Annotated in this window: 20 protein-coding genes; 15 read left to right on the top strand and 5 right to left on the bottom strand. The window is 65.6% G+C overall.

The window, feature by feature from the left end; genetic code table 11:
* Positions 1-155: 155 nt before the first annotated feature.
* The 5 genes from ACZ1JC_RS16190 to ACZ1JC_RS16170 all read left to right on the top strand — a co-directional run bounded on the left by ACZ1JC_RS16190 (position 156) and on the right by ACZ1JC_RS16170 (position 8350).
* Complete coding sequence (locus ACZ1JC_RS16190) at positions 156-3551, top strand: acyl-[ACP]--phospholipid O-acyltransferase (protein WP_465135891.1); 3396 nt, start codon at positions 156-158, stop codon at positions 3549-3551.
* Positions 3552-3848: 297 nt separating this feature from the next.
* A complete protein-coding gene (locus ACZ1JC_RS16185; RefSeq protein ID WP_465135892.1) occupies positions 3849-4346 on the top strand; it encodes an asparaginase domain-containing protein in 498 nt (165 codons plus the stop codon).
* Between the two features lie 239 nt (positions 4347-4585).
* Positions 4586-6049, top strand: coding sequence for a sensor histidine kinase (locus ACZ1JC_RS16180; protein WP_465135893.1), 1464 nt, complete (start codon positions 4586-4588; stop codon positions 6047-6049).
* Positions 6042-6497 (top strand): response regulator, encoded by a 456-nt coding sequence (locus ACZ1JC_RS16175; RefSeq protein ID WP_465135894.1) that lies wholly within the window; start codon positions 6042-6044, stop codon positions 6495-6497. Before ACZ1JC_RS16180 ends, ACZ1JC_RS16175 begins: the two co-directional genes overlap by 8 nt.
* A 17-nt stretch (positions 6498-6514) precedes the next feature.
* Positions 6515-8350 carry a putative bifunctional diguanylate cyclase/phosphodiesterase gene (locus tag ACZ1JC_RS16170; protein ID WP_465135895.1) on the top strand — a complete coding sequence of 612 codons (1836 nt, stop codon included), beginning with the start codon at positions 6515-6517 and terminating at the stop codon, positions 8348-8350.
* Positions 8351-8410: 60 nt separating this feature from the next.
* On the opposite strand, the gene ACZ1JC_RS16165 is transcribed toward ACZ1JC_RS16170, so the two are convergent.
* Positions 8411-9085 carry a 2'-5' RNA ligase family protein gene (locus ACZ1JC_RS16165; RefSeq protein ID WP_465135896.1) on the bottom strand — a complete coding sequence of 225 codons (675 nt, stop codon included), beginning with the start codon at positions 9083-9085 and terminating at the stop codon, positions 8411-8413.
* Between the two features lie 199 nt (positions 9086-9284).
* On the opposite strand from ACZ1JC_RS16165, the gene ACZ1JC_RS16160 reads away from it, so the two are divergent.
* On the top strand, positions 9285-9800 hold the full coding sequence (locus ACZ1JC_RS16160) for a nitroreductase/quinone reductase family protein (RefSeq protein WP_465135897.1): 516 nt from the start codon (positions 9285-9287) through the stop codon (positions 9798-9800).
* A gap of 54 nt (positions 9801-9854) precedes the next feature.
* Complete coding sequence (locus ACZ1JC_RS16155; protein ID WP_465135898.1) at positions 9855-11030, top strand: FAS1-like dehydratase domain-containing protein; 1176 nt, start codon at positions 9855-9857, stop codon at positions 11028-11030.
* Here ACZ1JC_RS16155 and ACZ1JC_RS16150 read toward each other — a convergent pair.
* The gene (locus tag ACZ1JC_RS16150; protein WP_465138574.1) at positions 11027-11866 is read right to left on the bottom strand and encodes a PhzF family phenazine biosynthesis protein; all 840 of its coding nucleotides are present in this window, start codon (positions 11864-11866) and stop codon (positions 11027-11029) included. The two genes, ACZ1JC_RS16155 and ACZ1JC_RS16150, sit on opposite strands and share 4 nt — an antisense overlap.
* Before the next feature lie 159 nt (positions 11867-12025).
* On the opposite strand from ACZ1JC_RS16150, the gene ACZ1JC_RS16145 reads away from it, so the two are divergent.
* Together ACZ1JC_RS16145 and ACZ1JC_RS16140 are read left to right on the top strand one after the other, a co-directional pair.
* Positions 12026-12433, top strand: coding sequence for a glycine zipper 2TM domain-containing protein (locus tag ACZ1JC_RS16145; protein ID WP_465135899.1), 408 nt, complete (start codon positions 12026-12028; stop codon positions 12431-12433).
* A 190-nt stretch (positions 12434-12623) separates the two neighbouring features.
* A complete protein-coding gene (locus ACZ1JC_RS16140) occupies positions 12624-14108 on the top strand; it encodes a methyl-accepting chemotaxis protein (protein WP_465135900.1) in 1485 nt (494 codons plus the stop codon).
* A 333-nt stretch (positions 14109-14441) separates the two neighbouring features.
* Here the strand turns inward: ACZ1JC_RS16140 and ACZ1JC_RS16135 are convergent, their stop codons facing one another.
* Positions 14442-14822, bottom strand: a complete 381-nt coding sequence (locus tag ACZ1JC_RS16135) for a VOC family protein (RefSeq protein WP_465135901.1) — start codon at positions 14820-14822, stop codon at positions 14442-14444.
* Between the two features lie 236 nt (positions 14823-15058).
* Between ACZ1JC_RS16135 and ACZ1JC_RS16130 the strand changes: the two genes are divergently transcribed.
* Together ACZ1JC_RS16130 and ACZ1JC_RS16125 are read left to right on the top strand one after the other, a co-directional pair.
* Entirely contained in the window at positions 15059-15397 is a 339-nt protein-coding gene (locus ACZ1JC_RS16130) for a glycine zipper 2TM domain-containing protein (RefSeq protein ID WP_465135902.1), read from the top strand.
* 179 nt (positions 15398-15576) lie between these two features.
* Complete coding sequence (locus tag ACZ1JC_RS16125) at positions 15577-16335, top strand: sulfotransferase family 2 domain-containing protein (protein WP_465135903.1); 759 nt, start codon at positions 15577-15579, stop codon at positions 16333-16335.
* 31 nt (positions 16336-16366) lie between these two features.
* Here the strand turns inward: ACZ1JC_RS16125 and ACZ1JC_RS16120 are convergent, their stop codons facing one another.
* Positions 16367-16852, bottom strand: a complete 486-nt coding sequence (locus tag ACZ1JC_RS16120) for a nuclear transport factor 2 family protein (RefSeq protein ID WP_465135904.1) — start codon at positions 16850-16852, stop codon at positions 16367-16369.
* A gap of 256 nt (positions 16853-17108) precedes the next feature.
* Between ACZ1JC_RS16120 and ACZ1JC_RS16115 the strand changes: the two genes are divergently transcribed.
* From ACZ1JC_RS16115 to ACZ1JC_RS16100, 4 genes are all read left to right on the top strand, one after another.
* Positions 17109-17846 (top strand): SDR family oxidoreductase, encoded by a 738-nt coding sequence (locus ACZ1JC_RS16115; RefSeq protein WP_465138575.1) that lies wholly within the window; start codon positions 17109-17111, stop codon positions 17844-17846.
* 97 nt (positions 17847-17943) lie between these two features.
* Complete coding sequence (locus tag ACZ1JC_RS16110) at positions 17944-19188, top strand: class I SAM-dependent methyltransferase (protein ID WP_465138576.1); 1245 nt, start codon at positions 17944-17946, stop codon at positions 19186-19188.
* Positions 19189-19277: 89 nt separating this feature from the next.
* Positions 19278-20498, top strand: a complete 1221-nt coding sequence (locus tag ACZ1JC_RS16105) for an argininosuccinate synthase (protein WP_465135905.1) — start codon at positions 19278-19280, stop codon at positions 20496-20498.
* 130 nt (positions 20499-20628) lie between these two features.
* A complete protein-coding gene (locus ACZ1JC_RS16100; RefSeq protein ID WP_465135906.1) occupies positions 20629-21183 on the top strand; it encodes a septal ring lytic transglycosylase RlpA family protein in 555 nt (184 codons plus the stop codon).
* A 29-nt stretch (positions 21184-21212) separates the two neighbouring features.
* Here the strand turns inward: ACZ1JC_RS16100 and ACZ1JC_RS16095 are convergent, their stop codons facing one another.
* Positions 21213-22067: a hypothetical protein gene (locus ACZ1JC_RS16095; protein WP_465135907.1), complete on the bottom strand. Its 855-nt coding sequence runs from the start codon at positions 22065-22067 to the stop codon at positions 21213-21215.
* Between the last annotated feature and the right edge of the window lie 531 nt (positions 22068-22598).

Below are 22598 nucleotides of genomic sequence, written 5' to 3'. Positions count from 1 at the left end.
CCAAGCCGCACGCTACAATTGAACGCTGTCTTTTTATAATTGAACGACGTTCAATTTCGTGTCATCACCGTCATGGCGATAACGAATCGCCTGCGGCTTAACCCTCCGCAAAGTCCTTGAAGTCCAGACAGCGCATTCAAACAGGGGATACGGGCGTGGCGGCACCAGACTTTTCATTGCTTACCAAGCGGCGTTTCGCGCCGATGTTCTGCGTCCAGTTCCTGGGCGCCTTCAACGACAACCTGCTGAAATACGCGATGCTGCTGCTGGCCAACTATGGTCTGCTGCGCGATGCGCCGGACAAGGCGGGAATGCTGTCGGTGGTGGCGACGGGGCTGTTCACCCTGCCCTATTTCCTGTTCTCCGCCCTCGCCGGCCAGATTGCGGACCGGATCGACAAGGCGAAGCTGGTCCGCTGGATCAAGCTGGCCGAAGTGGGGATCATGGGCCTCGCGCTTGTCGGCTTCGCGTGGGAATCGATCACGGTCCTGCTCGCCAGCCTGTTCCTGATGGGTCTGCATTCCACCGTGTTCGGCCCGGTGAAGTACTCGATCCTGCCGCAGCACCTTGGCGAACGCGAAGTCATGGGCGGCACCGGCCTGATCGAGGCGGGCACTTTCCTGGCCATTCTGGGCGGCCAGCTGCTGGCCGGGCAGGTCGTGCCGTGGGAAGCCGGTCTGGTCGCCATGGGCATTGCGGTGCTGGGCTGGCTGGCCGCGCAGGCGATCCCGCCCGCACCGCCCAGCCGCGACGGGCACCCGATCGACTGGAACATCGCGCGCGGTACTTGGGCCGTGCTGGTCGCCGCCCATCGCGGGCGCGGCGTCTGGCTGGCGGTGCTGGGCATCAGCTGGTTCTTCACGGCCGGCGCGATCCTGCTGACCGAATTCGTCCCCCTCGTTTCCGACACGCTGCAGGCGAAAAAGGAAGTGGCGACGCTGTTCCTGGTCGTATTCTCGGTGGTGATCGCGCTGGGTTCGATGACGGTGAACCGCATGCTGAAGGGCGAAGTTTCCGCCCGCTACGTGCCGGTCAGCGCGCTGATGCTGGCCATCGGCCTGATCGACCTCTGGCTCTCCACCCGCGCTTTCGTGCCCACGGTGATCGATGCCGATGTGCGCCAGTTCGTCTCCAACCCGCAGTCGTGGAAGATCTTCGCGGACCTCGTCATCATCGCCTTCTCCGGCGGGATGTTCATCGTGCCGCTCTACGCGATCCTCCAGATCCACTCGGCGCCCGAGGAACGTTCGCAAGTGATCGCCGCCAACAACATCCTCAACGCCGGCATGACCGTGGCGGCCGTAGGCATTGTCGCGGTGCTGCTGAGTAGCGGCGTTAGCGTGCCCGGCGTGATCGGCGTGCTCGGTTTCGCGACGCTGGTGGTTGCCGTCATCTCGATCTGGTTGCTGCCCGAAACGCTGTTCAAGGCGGTGATCCGCGCGGTGCTGCGCATGCTCTACCGCGTCGAGATCACCGGTATCGAGAACATGCCCAAGCCCGGTGAACCGGCGGTCGTCGTCGTCAACCACCTCTCCTACCTCGACGGCCTGCTGCTGGGCGCCTTCCTGCCCGGCAAGCCGACGTTCGCGGTCCACACCGCGATTGCCAAAAGCTGGTGGATCCAGCCCTTCCTCAAGCTGTTCCGCGCCTTCCCGGTCGATCCCACCAATCCGATGGCGGCCAAGGCCATGGTCCGCGCGGTCAAGGAAGGCCGCACCTTGGTGATCTTCCCCGAAGGCCGCATCACCGTGACCGGCGCGCTGATGAAAGTGTTCGACGGCCCCGGCATGGTGGCCGACAAGGCCGCCGCGCCGATCATCCCCGTCCGCCTCGACGGGCCGCAGTACACGCCCTTCTCCCACCTCAAGGGCAAGGTCCGCCAGCGCTGGTTCCCCAAAGTCTCGATCGAAGTGCTGCCCGCGCGCCGCTTCTCCATCGAGGGCGAGATGACCGCCCGCCAGCGCCGCGCCATCGCCGGCCGCCGTCTCTATGACGAGATGAGCCGGATGATCTTCGACACGAGCCACACCGATCGCACGCTGTTCGCCGCGCTCTGCGAAGCGCGCGCGGTCCACGGCGGCAAGACCAAGGTGGTGGAGGATATCAAGCGCACGCCGCTCGCCTACAACCGCCTGATCCTGGGCGCCGAACTGCTGGGCGAGCGGCTCGCCTATCGCACCCGCCCCGGCGAAGCGGTGGGCCTGCTGCTGCCGAACGTCAGCGGCGTCGCCCTCGCCTTCTTCGCGCTGCAGGCCGAGGGGCGCGTGCCTGCGATGCTGAACTTCACGGTGGGTCAGGCCAGCCTCGTTTCCGCCTGCGCCACGGCGAAGATCGAAACCGTGGTCACCGCGCGCGCCTTCGTCGAACAGGGCAAGCTGGAAGCCGTGATCGCCGCGCTGGAGACGGACGGTCGCAAAGTGCTCTACCTCGAAGACTTGGCCGCAGAGATCGGCACCGGCGCCAAGCTCTGGCATATGCTGACCGGCCGCCTTGCCGCCAGCCGTCATGCCCGCCGCAAGGTTTCGCCCGAGGCGCCGGCGGTGATCCTGTTCACCTCAGGCTCCGAGGGCGCGCCGAAGGGCGTGGTGCTCAGCCACCGCAACCTGCTCTCCAACTGCGCGCAGCTGGCCGCGCGGATCGACTTCAACCCTGCCGACGTGGTGCTGAACGCGCTGCCGGTGTTCCACTCGTTCGGGCTGACCGGCGGCACTTTGCTGCCGCTGCTGAACGGCATCCGCACCGTGTTCTATCCCAGCCCGCTGCACTACCGCATCGTGCCCGCGCTCGCCTACGACGCCAACGCCACGATCCTGTTCGGCACCGACACCTTCCTCTCCGGCTATGCCCGCATGGCGCACAGCTATGACTTCTACTCGCTGCGCTACATCTTCGCGGGTGCGGAGAAGGTGCGTGAGGAAACCCGGCGCACTTATGCCGACAAGTTCGGCCTGCGCATCCTCGAAGGCTATGGCGCCACCGAGTGCGCGCCGGTGATCGCGGTGAACACGCCGATGCACTTCAAGGCGGGCACCGTCGGCCGGATGCTTCCGGCGATGGAAGCGCGGCTTGAAGAGGTGCCCGGCATCGCCGAGGGCGGCCGTCTCTATGTACGCGGGCCCAACGTCATGGCCGGATACCTGCTGGCCAGCGAACCCGGCGTACTCCAGCCGCCCGCCGAGGGCTGGCACGACACCGGCGATATCGTCACCATCGACGAGATCGGCTTCGTCACCATCCGCGGCCGCGCCAAGCGCTTTGCCAAGATCGCCGGCGAAATGGTCTCGCTGCCCGCCGTCGAGGGTTATGCCGCCAAAGTCTGGCCCGACGCCGAAAGCGCCGTAGTCACCCGGCCCGATGCGAAGAAGGGCGAGCAACTGGTGCTCTACACCACGGCCAAGGGCGCCGATCACAAGGCGCTGCAGGAATGGGGCCGCGCCAACGGCATTGCCGAACTAATGATCCCGCGTGAAATCCGCGTGCTGGACGCCCTGCCTGTGCTGGGCACCGGCAAGCTGGACTATGTGACGCTGAACGAGATGGCGAAGGCGTGATCGAGGGCAGCGGGGCCAAGTCCCTGACCTAACCTCGTCGCCCCCGCGAAGGCGGGGGCCCCGCTTTTGGTTTCACGCGGAGGCGCGGAGGCACGGAGAGACCGTGCAGCAATCCGCCCCTTCGCGTCTCCGCGTCTCCGCGTCTCCGCGTCTCCGCGTCTCCGCGTCTCCGCGTCTCCGCGTGCTGAAAAAGAACAAGCGGGATCCCCGCCTTCGCGGGGATGACGGTGTGTGGGGAGGGTATCGGATATCCGCCAACAGTTGCCCCTCCCCCGTCGCCGGTTTAAAGGCGCGGGCATGACCCAGGCCCTTCCCCCCATCCTCGTCGTCACCACCGGCGGCACGTTCGACAAGCAGTATTTCGACGCGCTCAGCGAATACCAGATCGCCGAAAGCGTGATCGAAAAGCTGCTCAAGACCTCGCGCGTCGCCCATCCGTTCCGCGTGGTGGAACTGCTCCGCAAGGACAGCCTCGAACTCACCGACGAGGATCGCGCCTTGATCCGCGCCACCATCGCCGCCGCGCCCGAGAGCCACGTGGTCGTCACCCACGGCACCGACACGATGACCGATACGGCCAAGGCGCTGGACGGTCTGGACGGCAAGACCGTGGTGCTGACCGGCGCGCTCGCCCCCGCGCGCTTTGCCGAAAGCGATGCCGCCTTCAATCTGGGCATGGCCTTCGCCTGCTGCCAGGCCGCGCAGCCCGGCGTGTGGATCACCATGAGCGGATCGGTGTTCAACGGTCTGAAAGTTCGCAAGGATCGCGAAGCGGGCAAGTTCGTCGCCATCTGAGATTGACGCTCCGGGGCGCTGCCCCCGCACTTTTCACGAAACAATCGTTGCGAAGCGCTTGCATTTAGGGGGTTCGACGGAACGCTCCCTTGGTAAGCCGCAAACGCCCCATGCCCCAAACCATGACGCAGGAGGTTCGCCGCCCGCGTCGCTGAACGAACGCGAACGACCCTCCCGGTCGCCCTGCCGGACCCTTTCCCATTCCGGGGATGCGGCCTGCTTCTGTACTGGGAGGTTGCGTGTCGATCGTAGTCGATGGCCTTGCTGAAGTTCATGCGGCGCTGCAGCACGCACCGATCGGCGCTGCCGTGGTGGACCGTGCCGGCGTCATCTCCTGGGCCAATCCCGCTTTCGCCTCTATCGTGGGCGAAGCCGATCCGGCGGGCCTGCGCCTGTCGCTGGTCACGCTGTGGATGGAGCAGGAAGACGGCGAGGCGCTGCTCCAGATGCTGGAATCGCACTTCGCCACGCCTGCCGAAGCGCGGCTGCCGTGGACGCGCGCCACCACCTTCAAGCGGATCGACGGCGTGGAACAGCCCGGCGAGATCACGCTGGCCCCCTGCACCGGCGCGTTCGACCAGTGGGCGATCCTGCACGTGCGCAGCATGGTCCGCCTCGCCACCGCGGAAAAGCGCTTTTCCCAGATATTCGAGAATCTGCCGCTGGGCCTGATCGTGATCGACGCGCGCCAGCGCATCGTTCAGCTCAACCAGGCGCTGGCGGATCTGTTCGGCTATACTCGCGAGGAACTGGTGGGCCGCTCGCTGGAAGTCTTGCTGCCGCCGCGCTATCGCACCGATCACCACCACCATGTCGACGGCTATACCCACTCACCCGTCGCCCGTTCGATGGGCCTGGGCCGCGACCTGACCGGACTCCACCGGCTTGGCCGCGAGGTTCCCGTGGAAGTGGCGCTGACGCGGTTGGAGACGATGGCCCAGCCGCTCTACATGGCCATCGTTACCGACATCACCGTGCGCAAGCGCGGGCAGGAAGCGCTGCAGCAGACCAACGCACAGCTGGAAGAATTCACGTACGTCGCCAGCCACGACTTGCGCTCCCCCCTGCGCGGGATCGGCGATCTGGTCACCTGGATCCGCGAGGATCTGGGCGACGACGCCATGACGCCGGAGGTCCGGCACAATTTCGATCGCATCGCCCTGCGCATCAGCCGCGCGGAACAGATGATCGACGACCTGCTGAGCTATGCCCGCGCCGGCAACCGCGATCGGGAGACCGAAATGGTCACCCCCTGCGATCTGGTGGACGAGGCGCTGGGCCTGGCCTCGGTACCGGAGACTTTCACGGTCGATATCGACATAGAGGAAGGCGGCAGCCCGTTCCGCGCCCCGCGCGCACCGCTGGCCACATCGCTGCGCAACCTGATCGGCAACGCCATCAAGCACCATGGCGGCGATGAAGGCCGGATCCGCATCTCCGTGCGGGAGAACGGGCGCTACACCGTGTTCACCGTGGACGATAACGGGCCGGGCATCGCCAAGGGCAACGAGGAACGCATCTTCAAGCTGTTCCACCGCGCCTCTCCCGGCACCAGCGGCGAAGGCCTCGGCCTCGCCTTCACCCGCCGCATGATCAACGCCCACGGCGGCATGATCACCGTGCGCTCCCCCGGCGATCTGGGCGGCGCCTGCTTCGAAATCCACTGGCCGCGCGTCCTTCTGAAGGAGATGGACGATGATTGATGCCGGACCAGCCATGCAGGCCCTGCAGGACATGAACTGCTCCGTACTGGTGGTCGATGACGACGACGTCGCGCTGGAAGGCGTGCTGCGCAGCTTCGCGCGCCATCAGGTGCCCTGCCCGCAAATCACGGCCGGCGACGGTGCGGAGGCGCTGCTGATCCTGCGCGGACGGCACCCTTCGAAGCATGTCGAAACCCCGGTGATCGTCCTGCTGGACCTCAACATGCCTAACATGGATGGTTTCCAATTCCTTCAGGCCCTGCGTGCCGATCCCGAACTGGCGCGCACCGTGGTCTTCATCCTGACCACGAGCGCGCGCGATCAGGACCGGTCGCGCGCCTACGACGAACATGTCGCCGGATACATGGTGAAATCCGCGGTCGGCCCGCAGTTTTCCCAGCTTGCCCAGTTCATTTCCCAATACGCCTGCACCCAGAACCTCCCCTGACGAGAGGCCCTATTGTCATGACTTACCAACCTTCCTCATCCTCACTGCCCATTCCGCCCCAGAACGTGCCGATCGAAGGACAATTGCGCATGGAATACCTGCACAACGGCACGAACGACATTCAGGCGCTGGTGATCGATGACGACGATGTCGACCGTGAGCGCCTGATCAGGATGCTGGAACGTTGCCCGCGCCGGATCAACGTGATGGAGGCCGCCTCTCAGGCCGAAGCGCTGCAACTGATCCGCCTGGCCGAACCGCAGTTCGACATCGTGTTCCTGGACTTCGGCCTGGGCGATGGCGACGGGCGCGATCTGGTGCCGACGATCCGCGCGGAAGTCGATCCCGACTGCCCGATCGTGGCCGTCACCGGCAATTCGGACGAGCAGATCGCCGCCGATTCCATCAAGTCCGGCATGACCGAATTCCTCACCAAGCGCGCGCTTTCGCCCGAACGCGTGGCCGCCTCGGTCGAGGAAGGGATCGCCTGGCGCAAGTACCGGCAGGACCTGCGCCGGGCCGAGGAGGAACTGACGCACCGCAGCCTCCACGATCCGCTGACCGACCTGCCCAACCGCACGCTGTTGTTCGACCGGCTCGGCCAGTCCTGCGCCCGCGCCCGCCGCACCGGGGACGGTTTTGCGGTGATGATGATCGACCTCGACCGGTTCAAGGAGATCAACGACAGCTTCGGCCATGCCGTGGGCGACATCGTCCTCACCACCGTCGCGCGCCGCCTGCGCGGCCACTTGCGCGAGGTGGACACCGTGGCGCGCCTTGGCGGAGACGAATTCGCCCTGCTGCTGCAGGACGTGGACGATGAGGAGAACGCCGCGGCGCTGGCCGCCAAGCTGGTGCGCCTGATCGAACAGCCGATCGTCCACGAAAGCCGCGTGATGCATGTCGGCGCCTCGCTGGGCATCGCGCTCTGCCCGCAGCGCGGCTTCTCCCCTGCCGGCCTGCTCTCGGCCGCGGACGACGCCATGTACGAGGCCAAGCGCGGGCTGGCGAAGCTGGCGACGTATCAGGAGGGCATGCCCTCTCACCCGCCGGTCGATCCCAAGATCATGCTGGAAGAACTGGAAGGCGCCATCGCGCACGACGCGCTGCAGTGGCACTGGCAGCCCAAGGTGGATATGCGCGATGGCCGCGTGCTCGGGTTCGAGGCGCTGGTGCGCTGGAACCACCCGCGCATCGGCAATATTCCCGCCGACCAGCTGATCCGCGCGGTAGAGCACAGCCCGCTGCTGGAAACCTTCACCCACCAGTGCATCGACAAGGTGCTGGAACAGTTCGCGCAGATTCAGGACAAAGTGGACGGCGCCTCGATCTCGATCAACCTTTCCGCGCGGATGCTGGAGCGCCCCAGCTTCGTCGACGATCTGGTCGATATGGTGAACTGCCACCGTATCGATCCCAAGCGCGTGACGCTGGAACTGACCGAGACGGCGCTGATCACCAACCCCTCACAGGCACGCCGCGTGGTGGAGCGCCTGCGCGAAAACGGCATCGCCCTCTCCATCGACGACTTCGGAGCGGGCTTCACCTCGTTCGGCTATCTGCGCGATTTCGCGATCAGCGAGATCAAGATCGACCGTTCGTTCATCCAGCGCTTTACCGAAAACCGCTTCGACCAGTCGCTGGTCAACAGCCTGGTGGTGCTCTGCGAGAGCCTTGGCATCCCGCTCGTTGCCGAGGGCGTGGAGAACGAGGAAATCCGCGACCTGCTGGTCTCGCTCGGCTGCTACAATGGCCAGGGCTACGGCATCTGTCGGCCGATGCCCTACGAAGACGTGCTGGACTGGATGGAAGGCTGGCAGGAAAACACGCCGATCCGCCAGCTCAACGCCTGATCGATCGAGGTTGGTTTTAGCCCGGCTCATCGGAGGTCCGATGGGCCGGGCAAGACGCCCTCAAGAAGCGCAGCGGTATTCGGCCAAGGTCTTCACCACCTGCCCATTGGCATCGACGATCCCGATGCCAATGCCCTCGACCGTGCCTGCGGCCTTGGGCGGGTTTGCCTCCAGTTCGGCCATCACCGCCGCGAGGTTGGGATTGGTCTCGTTCGCCAGCAGCGTCAGATGCGGTTCGAACTGCATGAAGACGTTGGGAGAGCCATAGCGTTCGAACGCGGGAAGCTTGGCCGGATATTCGCGCATCCACGCCGGCGGAGCAATGTCGTGGGAGCGGAAGGGCTCCGCCGTCAGGGTGAGCTGATCCGCCAGCCGCTGCAGCGCGGCACTGCGCGTAACCCGCAGGAACAGCCAGTTGGACGCGGTCCGCTCCGACCCGTCGACGATCAGGGGGAAGGACTTGCACGCCTTCACGGCCTTGGCGATCGCGACCTTGAGCTGCGGCTCCACACTCGCGGGGTATTTCGTCAGGTATAGCGTGACATGGGCGGCGTGGCCCTGCGCGTAGAATGACGTCATGCCGTGCTCGGCAAGCTTGCCGCTGGCCTGCTCCACGGCATCGACGATCGGCTTCGACGGGATGGCATAGACGTCGATGCTGACGGTGTCTTCTGCTCGCGCAGGCAGCGAAACGGCCATGATCGCGAGGAAGGCTGGGATGAGATAGCGGCGCATGAGGGGCACATTTCCAACAATCGAATCGACAGGCCCGGTTCTTAGTTGGCGCCACCGCAGTCAGGCAAATCTGTTCGCCATGCCCGGTGATCGGCAAAACCCGCCCCGGTGATACTTCCCGGCCAGAGCGCATAGTTTCTGGACCCGCCGCGCAACCTTCGCGATCTTTCGCAGCAACAACCGTGGAGAGGAGCGCGGCATGAGCGACGAAACCGCAGCGGCCATCAGTGCCGTCAGGCGTGACTGGGTGACCGAGCATCGCGAGATGTATTTGGGCTCGGGCGGCGTGCAGGGCCATATCGTGGACATCACCCCCGTCGGCGGGCGCAAGTTCGCAACGCATTGTCTGGTGAAATACACCGGCCGCAAGAGCGGCAAGGTCTTTATCACCCCGCTTTGCTACGCCGATATCGGCGGCGAAGTGGTGATCTGCGGCTCCAAGGGCGGCGCCGATACGCACCCGCAATGGTATCTGAACCTCGTCGCGGACCCTGAGGTCGAATTCCAGATCGCCACGCAAGCCTTTCGCGGCACCTGGCGCGAACCGGAAGGGGCCGAGCGCCAGAAGGTGTGGGACTTCTTCATCGACTGCCACCCCTTCTATGCCGACTACCAGAAGTCGACCGACCGCGTGCTGCCGCTGATCCTGCTGAAAGCCGATGAGGAAATCCCGGTCTTCAAGCCCGAGGACGCCACCGGCACCCGCACTGCCTAACCCTTTTCCCTAGACAACACCGGCGGCCCATTGCCGCGCAAGGACACGCATCCGATGAACGCTACCGCAACCGCCACGCTCGACTGTTCGGACATCGACCAGTACCTCGGCAAAGTCATGGATTTCTCGCCGCTGCGCGAGCCCATCGCCGCCAACGATATCCGCCGCTGGGTCCATGCGATGCATTACCCCAACCTCGTCCATTTCGATCCGGACTTTGCGGCCGCCAGCCGCTGGGGCGGCCTTGTCGCGCCGCAAAGCTTTCCGATCGCCACCGACGACGGGCACGGCGCCGCCCCGGCCTGCGTCGGCTGCATTCCCAATTCGCACCTGCTGTTCGCGGGCGACGAATGGTGGTTCCATGACACCCGCATCAAGGCGGGCGACGTGATCACCAACACGCGCATCCCCTTCGACTATGCGGTGAAGGAAACCGGCTTCGGCCCCACCTGCTTCCAGCGCGGCGATAACAACTACACCAACCAGCATGGCGAGAAGATCGCCACGCAGCGCTCCACCGCCTTGCGCTACAACGCCCACGCGGGCGGCGCCAACGTCAATCCGGCCGATTTCGACGATCCCGAGTGGACCGACGAAGCGGTGACCGACATCGAGGCGCGCGTCTTCGCCTGGGTGAAGATGCTGCACGATCTTGGCCACAAGGAACGCTGGTGGGATGACGTGGCTGTGGGCGATCAGCTTCCGGAACGCGTGTTCGGCCCGCACTCGCTGGCCAGCTTCGCCACCGAATGGCGCGCCTATATCGTCAACACATGGGGGACGATGAACTTGCGCAAGAACGATCTGGAGGCGCTGGGCTTCACGCGCGAGATGGCCGGGTACGAGAACGATCCGGACATGATGAAGGAGAATCCCTTCCTGACCGACGGCGCCTATTACGGCCCCTCACGCGGACACCTGTTCCCCAAGTACGCCCGCCGCATCGGCATGCCGCGCGGCTATGGCTATGGCGCGTCGATGGGTTCGTGGGTGACCGACTACCTCTCCGGCTGGGCGGGCGAGCATGGCATGCTGGTCCACTCCATCTCGAACTATCGCGGCCCGGCGTTGACCGGCGACGTGACGATCCAGACCGCCGAAGTGACCGAAAAATCGGTCGATGCCGAAGGGCGCCACCTCGTCCACGTCAAGCATCTGATGACCAACCAGCGCGGCGTGAAGATGTGCCTCGGCACCGCCGAGATCGCGCTGCCCAAGAAGCCCGCTTAAGCCTTCAGGGCCCCGCCCGAAGACACCGTATCCACCCGGCCGGCGATCCATATCGATCCGTCGGCCGCGCGGGTACAGTGGACCAGACCGTCCGCGCCCACCTTGCGCCCCTGCGCGGCGACATAGCTGCCTTCTGCGAGCCCCGTCCCGAACAGATACTGCGCCACCGCCGCGTTGAGGCTGCCCGTCACCGGGTCCTCCACCATCCGCCCCTGCGGATCGGCGAAGAAAGCGCGCACTTCGAACTGGGCCGGCCCACCCGGCGCGCAAGGCCCCAGCAGCGCGACATCGGTGCCCTTGGGCGCCTTGGCGACCGGCTCGGCCGCCAACACGGCTTCCGCGCTGGACAGGTGGAGCAGCTTCCACGCCGGCCCGTTGGCGGCATGGACTGCGGCGACCACCGCCTGCGCATCGGCGCCCGTCAACCGGATCGTCTCCGCCAGATCGGCGTCGTCCAGCGGACCTTCGCGCAGCAGCGGCGGTGCGCGGAATGCCAGCATCCCGTCCTGCTGGCGCACTTCCACCAGCCCGATCCCGCATTCCTGCACGATCTTGCCCGGCACTTTCGGCACGCCGCCGGCCGCCAACCAAGCATGGGCGCTTCCCAGCGTCGGATGCCCGGCGAACGGCAGTTCGCCGGCCGGGTAGAAGATGCGCACGCGATAGTCGGCATCCGGATCGGTGGGCGGCAGCAGGAACGTCGTTTCGGAGAACCCCAGCCAGCGCGTCAGCGCCTGCATCTGCCCGCTATCCAGCCCCTCTCCCCCGCGCACGACCGCCAGCGGATTGCCCCGCAGCGCCGCACCGGGAAAGACATCGACAAGATCGAGCAGCATTGACGTCATGATCGCAAAGTCCTTCGTTTCGTCGCGCACACAGGGCGCTTCGCCTCTCGCCGCACGGCAGGCGGCACCCATTAATCCAGAGTTCCGCAGCCTAAGTCCATCACGGCCGTTAGCGTTCTAAGATACAGATTTCCAACAAGGACAGAATTCATGAAGAAGCTTCTGCTCGCGCTGTCCATGGCGAGCGCGATCCTCCCGATGGCCGCCCCCGTTGCGGCCGATCCGCCCCACGGCCGTTACGGCGATCCGCGGCACGGCGGCTACAACGCCTCTTCCCACCGCCCTCCCCAGCGCGACTACCGCTATGATAACCGCGGCCGCTATCGCAATCCGCCCCGCATCAGCCGCAACGACCACGTCTGGCGCGGCCGTGACGGGCGCTATTATTGCAAGCGCGACAACGGCACCACCGGCCTGATCATCGGCGCCGGCGTCGGCGCGCTGGCCGGCCACCAGATCGCCGGCAGCGGCGACCAGACGCTGGGCGCGATCATCGGCGGCGTCGCCGGCGGCCTGCTGGGCCGCGAGGTCGATCGCGGCGATCTGAAGTGCTATTGATCTGAAACAGGCGGGCCTTTTCCTAGGGCCCGCCCTTAGTCGTTCCATCTCATCATCTTAGTCTCTCACCGGTAAACCCGCCGCTATCGGGGGGCTTGCCATCGCGGCGAACCGTCCCGCGCCAAGAGACTTGCGGCCCGCTGCCCCGTCGCCCGGCGCAGAGGCGGGCCGCCGATGGGATGGACCGAACATGAGCGCCACTGCCGCCACCAAATCCGCCAGCAACGCCGCACCCCGCGTGAACATCGCCCCGCTGGACGAGGCGAACTACCGGCATTTCCCGAAGCTCTGCGCCGCCATGCGCAAGCACGCCCGCAAGGCGCTGGCCAAGCTCTACACCCGGATCGAGGCGACGCCCGAACTCTCCCGCCTGCTGCCCACCACCGCGATCCGCGAACGGGCATCCAGCGCGCAATACGAACACTGGATCAAGCTGTTCTCCAACCGCTTCGACGGCGAAGCGCGCGCCCGCAGCGAGAAGATCGGCGAAATCCACGCCCGCGTCGGGCTGACGCCGGACTACTACGTCTCCTCCTATGCAATGGTGCTGGAAGAGGTCATCACCGCGATGATGACCGGCCGCCTCGTCACGCCGCTCACCAGCAGCAGAATGGGCCACGCGATCGGCACGCTGGTGAAGGCGTCCATGCAGGACATGCAGATCGCCCTGAACACCTACTTCGTGCACGAGGCGCTGGACCGCGACCGCGCGCTGGACGCGATGAGCGGCGCCATGGAGCAAGTGGCCCACGGCAACCTCCAGGCCGAACTGGGCAACCTGCCTCCCGCCTTCGAGAAGCTGGCGATAGACTTCCACGAAATGCGCCGCCGCATCGGCGCACTGGTGCTGGACATCACCGATTCCTCGGAAAGCGTGAAAGTCAGCGCGCAGGAAATCAGTGCCGCCGCCAACGATCTGGCCTTCCGCACCGAAAGCCAGGCCGCCACCATCGCCCGCGTTGCCGAAGGTATCCGCGAGGTGACCGGCGCCATCGGCACCACGGCGGACAATGCCGGGCAGGTCAACGCCAGCGTGTCCGAAGTGGCGCACCATGCGCGCCATGGCGGCACCGTGATGGAATCGGCGGTAGTGGCGATGGACAAGATCAAGACCAGCTCGGCCGAGATCGCCAGCATCATCGACGTGATCGAGGCGATCGCCTTCCAGACCAACCTGCTGGCGCTCAACGCCGGCGTGGAGGCCGCACGCGCGGGCGAGGCTGGGAAAGGCTTCGCGGTCGTCGCCACCGAAGTGCGCGCGCTGGCCCATCGCACCACGGAATCGGCCAACAACATCAAGGACCTGATCACCAAGTCCACGCAAGACGTGCACGAAGGCGTCGACCTTGTCGCCCAGACCCGCGCCGCGCTGGATGAGATCATCACCAAGCTGGCCGACACCACCTCCCGCGCGGAGGACATCTCGCGCTATTCGGCCACGCAGGCGGAAACGATGCGCGGCCTGAGCGGCGAAATCCAGCAGCTGGACACCAACACCCAGCAGAACGCCGCCATGGTCGAACAGTCCAACGCCGCCGCCCGCGCGCTGACCGAACAGGCCGGCGCGATGAGTTCGACCGTCGGCAAGTTCAAGTTCGAACGCCGGCCGGGTTCGCACGACGATCACGGCGCGCGTGGCAACGAGCGCGAAGTACGGCGCGCGGTCGGCTATTGAGGCTGAAGGGACAGAAATGCGTTCCGTGCCGCGACTGAATATCTGCGCCTTGCGTTGAAAAGCTGTCGTTCCGCCTCTGCCGCCATAGGAACCGTTCCCGCTATTTGATAAGCGGCAACTGGTCCTGACACGGTTGGCGTGGGCGGCATGAGGCTTCAAGTCGTCTCGGCGGGTTCGACTCCCGCCCGTGGACCCATTTCACGGAAGTCAGGAATGGTGTCGCGTGAACGAAGTCCTGACAGACTGGTTACGCCGCCATCAAATCCCGCTCAGGCTGAGCTTGTCGAAGCCCCCGCCGCGTGGCGCCGACCCCGCGCCCGTTTGCCGATCCACTCACTCGGGCATCAGTGCCGATGGCCAGCCGATCCGCACCAGCAACCCGTCAGGCCCCGAGATGCCGACTTCGTAGAGCCCCCATTCCCGGTGCCGCAACACGCCGCCGGGCCGGATGATCAGGTCATCCACGCGCGCGGCGATGGCGTCCACTTCGGGTGTGCGGATGAAAACGCCGAAGGGGTTGTGCTCCGGCGAAACGCGCCAGGGGCCGGTGCCGGCCTGGGTCAGGTGAACCTCGCATCCCCAACCGGTCATGATCGGGTACTGCGCGTCGCCGCCGGTGTGAGCAAAGCCCAGACGCTCCCAGAAAGGAATGGCATTCGGCAAATCATTGCTGGGAACGATCGCGAATGCGCCGATGGGCGGTACTTCGGACATTGACGATTCCTCCACGATCTCGGCACCGGTTGTAAGGCGCGCCCGCGGGATTGGAACGCTGCACGCCGACGCGACTCCGCCCTCGCAAACTTACCTATAAGCAAGTGGCGTTCACCGACGCGGAGGCACATTCCGTCGCTTAGGGCCGAAACTTACGCCTCATTCATCGTGCGTTGAAGTGCCGCCAGCAAAGAGGGGGGCAAGTCGCAATAGAGATGAAATCAGGAGGAAATATTTTGCGTAAAGCCCTGTTCGCCGCTGCCATCGCCACCGTTGCCGTTCCCGTCGGCATGAGCGTTGCAGAGACCGCAGAGGCGCACGGCCGCGGCCGTGGCCCGGAATACCACCACACCAACAACGGCATCCGCTACTGGCGCGGCAATGACGGCCGTTACCGCTGCAAGAAGTCGAACGGCACCACCGGTCTGCTGATCGGCGGCGTCGCCGGCGCGCTGGTCGGCCGCGCGATCGACACGCGTGGCGATCGCGCCACCGGCACGATTCTGGGCGCCGGCGCCGGTGCGCTGCTGGGTCGCTCGATCGACCGCAACAACAGCAGCCCGCGCTGCCGCTGATCCACGACGGATCCGGCCGAAAGGCCGTTTAAATTATTGGGGGGGCGTACCGGCACAGGCCGGTGCGCCCCCTTTTCCTTTCCGGCCCAGCGCTTCCGCAATGCGGATTCACCGCCGAAGACGGGAACTGAAATATCCTGAAATTCGCCCCCCACATGAAACCGCCATTGCCTTGCGCCATGGCGACTGTCCTCCCGCATCCCGCCCTTGGCCGGACCACCGGAACGAGCGGCCTGAATCGCATCGTCGCGACCGCTTTCGGCGTCCGGCTCGTCAGCGACGTGCACGAGCGGCTGACCCGCTCTGGCGTGCGTCCCTGGCTTGATGCCAAACGGCGCGAGCGGCTGCACCGCATCCGCGCAAGCGGCCTGCTGTTCATCCACGTTCCGAAGAATGCCGGCACGTCGATCAGCGATCGCCTGTATGGCGCGCAGACCAAACATGCCTCCGCGATCTACTACGCCCGCGCCGCGCCGGACCTGCTGGCGCTGCCCAGCTTTGCGATCGTGCGTAATCCCGTTGACCGCTTCCTTTCCGCCTATCGCTATGCCCGTTCCGGCGGGACACGGCATCGCAAGATTTCGCAACCTTTCGCGGAACGCTACGCACGCTTTCGCTCTATCGACGATGCCATCGATCATCTGGCATCCGCGCGCAGCCCGTTCGACATCGATCACGTGTTCCGGCCGCAGGCCTGGTATCTGCTCGATGCCCATGGGCAACCGGCCATCGACCGCCTCCTCCCCTACGAACGTCTTGGCGAGATCGGACGCCTGCTGGGCCGCGTGGACCTCGACAATCTGCCCCAGTTCAACCGATGCGAGGCGCCATGCGACCTGCCGGGCCGGGCCCAGCTGGATTTCCTGCACCGCTTCTATGCGCGTGACTTCGAACTGCGCGAGCGGGCGTTGAAAACCTGCACTTCATTGCCGATCTGAATCCGGGCGGGCCAGTATAGACCCGCCCCGTTTATCGATCCGCCTGCGGTATCGCCCGCTGTTCGGCTTTGGTCATGGTGCGATGCCCGTAGCTGAGCACTTGCGTGGCGTGCCATCCATCCTCGCGCCGCGCCCAGACCATCACGAACTTGGCGATCCCCGCGCACTGCCCGGTGGCGCGTTCGCAGAAGTAGTGCTCCCCCTCCTCGATCGCGCCGTAATCCTTGATCGGATAGACATGCAGGCTGCCCGGCAGAAGTTCGCGGCGCACCTTGCCGCAGATGTACTTGCGGGTGCTGTCGACCACGGACTTGCGATCGAAGGTGGCCCCGCCGGTATCGTGGAAGAACGCAACGTCCGGGTCGAAATAGCGGGCGAAGGTGTCGAGATCGCAGGTATTGTACGCGGTGAAGACTTTGGCATCGATCGCGGCGATCTCCGCCGTCAGCGGATCGACCGGGGCGGGCGGCACAGCGGCAGCGGCAGTCGCCGCGGCAAGGAAAGCGAAAATGGCCATGCCCCGCAGCCTATCCAACGCCCCCGGAAAATCAATGAATTGCGCGGTGGATAGGGGCCTTTCCTAAGGCGCCGGACTGTGCTCCTATGCTGGCGATGTTCGCGTGGAATCCCCCCTACCCATCCCATCCGGAAAGCGACCCGCACGGGTGCCTTTCGGCCCCGGTCGGGAAGGCCGGCGGAACTTCCCCTGAACCGTGTCAACTGTGTCAACCTGCCGGCATCGGAGCTGCGAAAGCGTGATTGACCGGCCCGCGATGCTCGTCACCGGCGGCGCCAAGCGGATCGGCGCGGCCATCGCCCGTGCCTATGGCGCGGCGGGCTGGCATGTGGTGATCCATTACGGAACCTCACGCGGACAGGCCGAAACGCTCGCCGCCGAACTGCCCAGCGCGGAGATCGTCAGTTGCGAGCTGAACGACTGGAACGCGCCCGTGGCGATGGTGGAGGCGCTCTCCGTCCGCTTGTCCGACTGGCGGGTGCTGGTGAATTGCGCCGGGATGTTCGATCTGGACACCGCGCAGGATCTGGAACCGGCGACGTTCGAAAAGGCCATGCGCGTGAATGCTGGCACCCCGGCCAGGCTGGCGCAGGCCTTCCTCGCGCACGCGCGCAGCACGCATGGGCGGCGGGTGATCCACGTCACCGACCAGAAGCTGCTCAATCCCAATCCGGACTTCTTCTCCTACACGATGAGCAAGCACGCGCTTGCCGCGACGGTGCCCATGCTATCCATGGCGCGCCCGCAGGAGGAAGACCGGATCTACGCACTCGCGCCCGGCGCGATCCTCGCCAGCCATGACCAGACCGAGGCGGAGACCGAAGTATCGCACCGGCTGAACCTGCTCCACCGCAAGACCACTCCGGCGGATGTCGCGGGCGCCGCGCTGTTCCTGGGACAGGGCTGGCTCGCGAGCGGAGAAACCCTTTTCGTCGATTCCGGACAGCACCTGCTCGCGCAGCCGCGCGATGTGCTGTTCCTTGCCCGGCAGTAGGAGAAAGACTGCCGGATTTCTCGCCTTCGCTTGCGGTATTCGCACGTGAAACCTCCTTGTTCCGGGCCGAAGCGCCCTTCACAAACGGCTGATGGCAATGGGAATTCTCGATCGCTTCCTCGAACGCGGCGTCCGACAGGGCACGCTTGAACTGACCCGCCCCGATGGCAGCGTAAAGCACTTCGGCACGGCAACCGCCGGCTTCCCCGATGTCCGCATCCGCTTCATGGATGCCAAGGCCGAACGGCAGATCCTCACCGATCCCCGCCTGGGTGCGGCGGAAGCCTATATGGATGGCAAGCTCATCGTCGAAAACGACGATATCATGGGCCTCGTCGAGCTGCTGCGCGCCAATTCCAAGTGGGACAAGGGCGGCGAACTGCACGAACAGTCGGCGCTGAAGAAAGTCACCGGCAAGCTCGTCACGCTGGTGGATGGCATCAACAAGGCCGCCAGCGCCAAGAAGAACATCGCCCACCACTACGACATCGGGAACGAGCTTTATAAGCTGTTCCTCGATATCGAGCACATGCAGTATTCCTGCGCCTACTGGCCCGATCCGGAAGGCATGACGCTGGAGCAGGCGCAGACCGCCAAGCTGGCGCATATCGCCGCAAAGCTGGCGTTGGAGCCGGGCCAGCGCGTGCTGGACATCGGCTGCGGGTGGGGCGGCATGGCGATCTACCTCGCCAAGCATGCCAATGTTTCCGTGCTGGGCATCACGCTCAGCGAGGAACAGCTCGAACTCGCCCGCGAACGCGCCGAACAGGCGGGCGTAGCGGACAAGTGCACGTTCCAACTCGTCGATTATCGCGACCTTGCCGCGCGGGGCGAGAAGTTTGACCGCATCGTCTCGGTGGGCATGTTCGAACACGTGGGACAGGCCCAGTTCGCGCAGTTCTTCAAGGCCTGCGGACAACTTCTGCCCGACGATGGCGTGATGCTGCTCCACACCATCGGCCGCATGGGCGGCCCCGGCGCGACCGATGCATTCACCCGCAAGTACATCTTCCCCGGCGGCTATATCCCTGCTCTCAGCGAGACGGTGGCCGCGAGCGAGAAGTTCCGCCTGATCGCCACCGATGTCGAGAACCTGCGCCTCCACTACGCCTATACGCTGCGCGAATGGTACAAGCGCTGCGTCGCCAACAAGCAGGCGATCGTCGCGATGATGGACGAACGGTTCTACCGCATGTGGATCTTCTACCTTTCGGGTGCCACGGCTGCCTTCGAAAGCGGCGGCATGTGCAACTACCAGATCCAGTACACGCGCAACCGCCGCACCCTGCCGCTCACCCGTGGCTACATGGCCGTGGCGGAGGCCGCGCTGCTCGGCGAATAGGGGCGCACCTTTCCTTCATTGCGCAAGGGGGCGCGTGCTGATAGGCGCGCGTCCCGAATCCTATGCCCATTCCTTCGGAGCCCGCGCCCATGTCCGACAGCATCAAGAAGGTCGTCCTCGCCTACTCCGGCGGCCTCGACACCAGCGTCATCCTCAAGTGGCTTCAGGTCACTTACAACTGCGAAGTCGTGACGTTCACCGCCGACCTCGGCCAGGGTGAAGAACTCGAACCCGCCCGCGCCAAGGCCACGCTGATGGGCCTGCCGGACGAGAACATCTACATCGACGACCTGCGCGAGGAATTCGTGCGCGACTTCGTCTTCCCGATGATGCGCGCCAATGCCCGCTATGAAGGCGACTATCTCCTCGGCACCTCGATCGCCCGCCCGCTGATCTCCAAGCGCCTGATCGAGATCGCGCACGAGACCGGTGCCGACGCGGTCGCACATGGCGCCACCGGCAAGGGCAACGATCAGGTTCGCTTCGAACTCTCGGCCTATGCGCTCGATCCGAACATCAAGGTCATCGCCCCCTGGCGCGAGTGGGACCTGACCAGCCGCACCGCGCTCATCGCCTGGGCAGAGCAGCACCAGATCCCCGTCCCCAAGGACAAGCGCGGCGAAAGCCCGTTCTCGACCGACGCGAACCTCCTCCACACCTCGTCCGAAGGCAAGGTTCTGGAAGATCCGTGGGAAGAGACCCCCGACTACGTCTACTCGCGCACCGTCAACCCGGAAGACGCGCCGAACGAGCCGGAATACATCACCATCGACTTCGAGAAGGGTGACGGCGTCGCGCTCAACGGCGTCGCGATGAGCCCTGCCTCGTTGCTCACCGCGCTCAACGAACTGGGCCGCAAGCACGGCATCGGCCGCCTCGATCTGGTCGAGAACCGCTTCGTCGGCATGAAGTCGCGCGGCATGTACGAGACGCCGGGCGGCGAGATCTACGCCCGCGCCCACCGCGGCATCGAGCAGATCACGCTCGACCGTGGCGCCGCGCACCTCAAGGACGAGCTGATGCCGAAGTATGCAGAGCTCATCTACAACGGCTTCTGGTTCGCGCCGGAGCGTGAGATGCTGCAGGCCGCCATCGATCACAGCCAGCAACGCGTCAACGGCACCGTCCGCCTGAAGCTCTACAAGGGCAATGCCTCGGTCGTCGGCCGCAAGTCGGCGGACTCGCTCTACTCCGAACGTCACGTCACGTTCGAGGACGATGCCGGCGCCTACGACCAGAAGGACGCGGCCGGTTTCATTAAGCTGAACGCCCTGCGACTCCGCCTGCTGGCCCAGCGCGACGCCAAGTAAAAACCTTCGGATTCGGCCATCCGAATCCTTTCAATGCGTTAACAACATCGGGCGGCCCGTTGCCAAAGTGCGACGGGCCGCTTTTCCATGGGTCCTCAAGGCGATGAACTGCCTGTAGGAGTCCATCCCCATGACGGGGAAGCAAAACCAACCGCCTAAAGCTCGCGCAAAGCGCATCGGCTTCGTTCTGGCGACCGCCGCGCTTATCGCAGCTCCTGCCTCTTCGGCGATTGCCGAGGGGCGACTGGCCAAACTGCCGGGCTCCGAGCCCGTTGCCGCTGAAGCGCCGGTAGCCATGGTGCCGCCCGCCGCGCTGACGCCGGCTCCGGCCGCCCTTCCCGCCACGCCGCTTATCGAGGCCGTCCAGCCCGAAGAGCAGGAATTCGAGACCATCGGTTCCGGCATGGCCAGCTTCTACGGCCGCGAACTCGCCGGCAATCGCACCGCCAGCGGGGACCGTTTCGACCCGACCGCGCTTACCGCCGCGCACCGCACCCTGCCGCTCGGCTCGCAGGTTCGCGTCACCAACCCGGCCAACGGCCAGTCGGTGATCGTCACCGTCAACGATCGCGGCCCGTTCCATTCGAACCGCCTGATCGACCTGAGCAAGGCCGCCGCCGACAAGATCGGCATCTCGCGCGCCGGCTCCGGCAAAGTCGATATCGCCGTCCGCGACGACGATTGATCGCCCGTTCTGCCTGATCTGAAAGAAGGTTAGGCCGACGCGGTATCGGAGGGGGGTGGGGGAAGCACCGCGCCGGCCTTCACAGATACAAACATCGCCGGCGGCATAGAGTTCCCGGCCCGGACGATTTTTTTGCGCGCCCGCCGCGCCGCGCGGTTGACACAGTTGACACGGTCCAGCGCAAAACCACCCAGCCCTTTCTCCAGCGCCCCCAGTTCGTAATTGGCCCCGGAATTTGGCCAGCCTCCCAGCGACTTGAACTCCACCGGCGGCCCATCCCCCGCCAACAGGCCATCCACGCGCGCGACGGCGCGGGCCCGCCATGCATCCCAGTCGCCCGCCGCCACCGCCCGACACGCCTCCAGATCGAGCGCCGGCGCATCGCCGACCTCCTCCCCCGCATCCGCCGCATCGAGCCACGCCTCCCGCTCGGCCCCAGCCATCGCCGCACCCAGCTCCGCCACATAGCGCGCCCGGTCCGCCGGTAGCCCGGCCTCGTCATCCTCGCCCTCCAGCAGAGCCACCTCTTCCGGCACCTCGCCCGCCACCAGCGCCAGCACCTCGTCGAACCGCTGGGCATGAGCGCCCGCCTCGGCCTCCTCCGCCGCCCGGTCGAGCCGCGCCAGATGCGCCAGCAACAGCCGCGCATCGAACCGCCGCCGCACCGCCACCTGCTCGCCGTGGTAGAACACGGCCTCCTCCACCCCATCGAGCGCCCGCGTCGCCAGCACTTCCTCGACATGCCGCCGCGCCAACACCAGCGCCGCATCCCACCCCTGCGCAAACAGAGCGTCCCGCCGCCGCAGCATGTAGGCCGACTGCCGAGACAACCCCACCGCCGCACTCGCCGCCCGCACGTCCCCCTTGTCGGCCAGCCGATGCAAAAACCGAACCTTCCGCTCCGCCGTCCAAGAATTGTGAGGTGAAAGATCCTCCCCCACCGGGGGAGGGGGACCATCCGAAGGATGGTGGAGGGGGCGAGCCACAGCACCACCGCCAGCAGTACAAGAACAAGTCGAAAAGCGAGGGCCATCGCCCTCGCGCTCCCCAACCCTTGCCCTTGCGCCCGACGCCCCCGAAGCGCCCTGCCCCACACCGTCGCCAAGCCCGTCATCGAAGCCCGGACCCATACCGCACCTCGGCGCCATCCCGCACCCCAGCCCCTCCCCGTCATCCCAGCGAAAGCTGGGATCGCCCTCAACCAAGCGCCCACCTCGCTCATCACCCCGCCCGTGCGGAAAGGACTCCCCCGGCAACCCGATATCCCGAGAGCCCGGAATCCACCCCCGCCCGGCAGCGGTGGGATACGAAGAGTTTGAATGGTCGGACATGGTTCACCCCCAAGACTGGAGCCAAAGCCCCGGCGCCGCCGCGCCGGGGTGAACCGGATCATTTATCGCATGTGGGGAAGTGTA

The sequence above is a fragment of the Sphingomonas sp. BL-S-28 genome (assembly GCF_055521515.1).
This window is presented reverse-complemented; position numbering and strand designations above follow the sequence as displayed.

What these genes read in the sequence shown, in the direction of transcription:
- ACZ1JC_RS16160 (WP_465135897.1), top strand. Translation starts at nt 9,285, where the DNA reads ATGAGCGACGAAACCGCAGCGGCCATCAGTGCCGTCAGGCGTGACTGG.
- ACZ1JC_RS16170 (WP_465135895.1), top strand. Translation starts at nt 6,515, where the DNA reads ATGACTTACCAACCTTCCTCATCCTCACTGCCCATTCCGCCCCAGAAC.
- ACZ1JC_RS16125 (WP_465135903.1), top strand. Translation starts at nt 15,577, where the DNA reads ATGGCGACTGTCCTCCCGCATCCCGCCCTTGGCCGGACCACCGGAACG.
- ACZ1JC_RS16105 (WP_465135905.1), top strand. Translation starts at nt 19,278, where the DNA reads ATGTCCGACAGCATCAAGAAGGTCGTCCTCGCCTACTCCGGCGGCCTC.
- ACZ1JC_RS16150 (WP_465138574.1), bottom strand. Translation starts at nt 11,866, where the DNA reads ATGCTGCTCGATCTTGTCGATGTCTTTCCCGGTGCGGCGCTGCGGGGC.
- ACZ1JC_RS16175 (WP_465135894.1), top strand. Translation starts at nt 6,042, where the DNA reads ATGATTGATGCCGGACCAGCCATGCAGGCCCTGCAGGACATGAACTGC.
- ACZ1JC_RS16140 (WP_465135900.1), top strand. Translation starts at nt 12,624, where the DNA reads ATGAGCGCCACTGCCGCCACCAAATCCGCCAGCAACGCCGCACCCCGC.
- ACZ1JC_RS16185 (WP_465135892.1), top strand. Translation starts at nt 3,849, where the DNA reads ATGACCCAGGCCCTTCCCCCCATCCTCGTCGTCACCACCGGCGGCACG.
- ACZ1JC_RS16100 (WP_465135906.1), top strand. Translation starts at nt 20,629, where the DNA reads ATGACGGGGAAGCAAAACCAACCGCCTAAAGCTCGCGCAAAGCGCATC.
- ACZ1JC_RS16120 (WP_465135904.1), bottom strand. Translation starts at nt 16,852, where the DNA reads ATGGCCATTTTCGCTTTCCTTGCCGCGGCGACTGCCGCTGCCGCTGTG.
- ACZ1JC_RS16115 (WP_465138575.1), top strand. Translation starts at nt 17,109, where the DNA reads ATGCTCGTCACCGGCGGCGCCAAGCGGATCGGCGCGGCCATCGCCCGT.
- ACZ1JC_RS16155 (WP_465135898.1), top strand. Translation starts at nt 9,855, where the DNA reads ATGAACGCTACCGCAACCGCCACGCTCGACTGTTCGGACATCGACCAG.
- ACZ1JC_RS16135 (WP_465135901.1), bottom strand. Translation starts at nt 14,822, where the DNA reads ATGTCCGAAGTACCGCCCATCGGCGCATTCGCGATCGTTCCCAGCAAT.
- ACZ1JC_RS16145 (WP_465135899.1), top strand. Translation starts at nt 12,026, where the DNA reads ATGAAGAAGCTTCTGCTCGCGCTGTCCATGGCGAGCGCGATCCTCCCG.
- ACZ1JC_RS16165 (WP_465135896.1), bottom strand. Translation starts at nt 9,085, where the DNA reads ATGCGCCGCTATCTCATCCCAGCCTTCCTCGCGATCATGGCCGTTTCG.
- ACZ1JC_RS16110 (WP_465138576.1), top strand. Translation starts at nt 17,944, where the DNA reads ATGGGAATTCTCGATCGCTTCCTCGAACGCGGCGTCCGACAGGGCACG.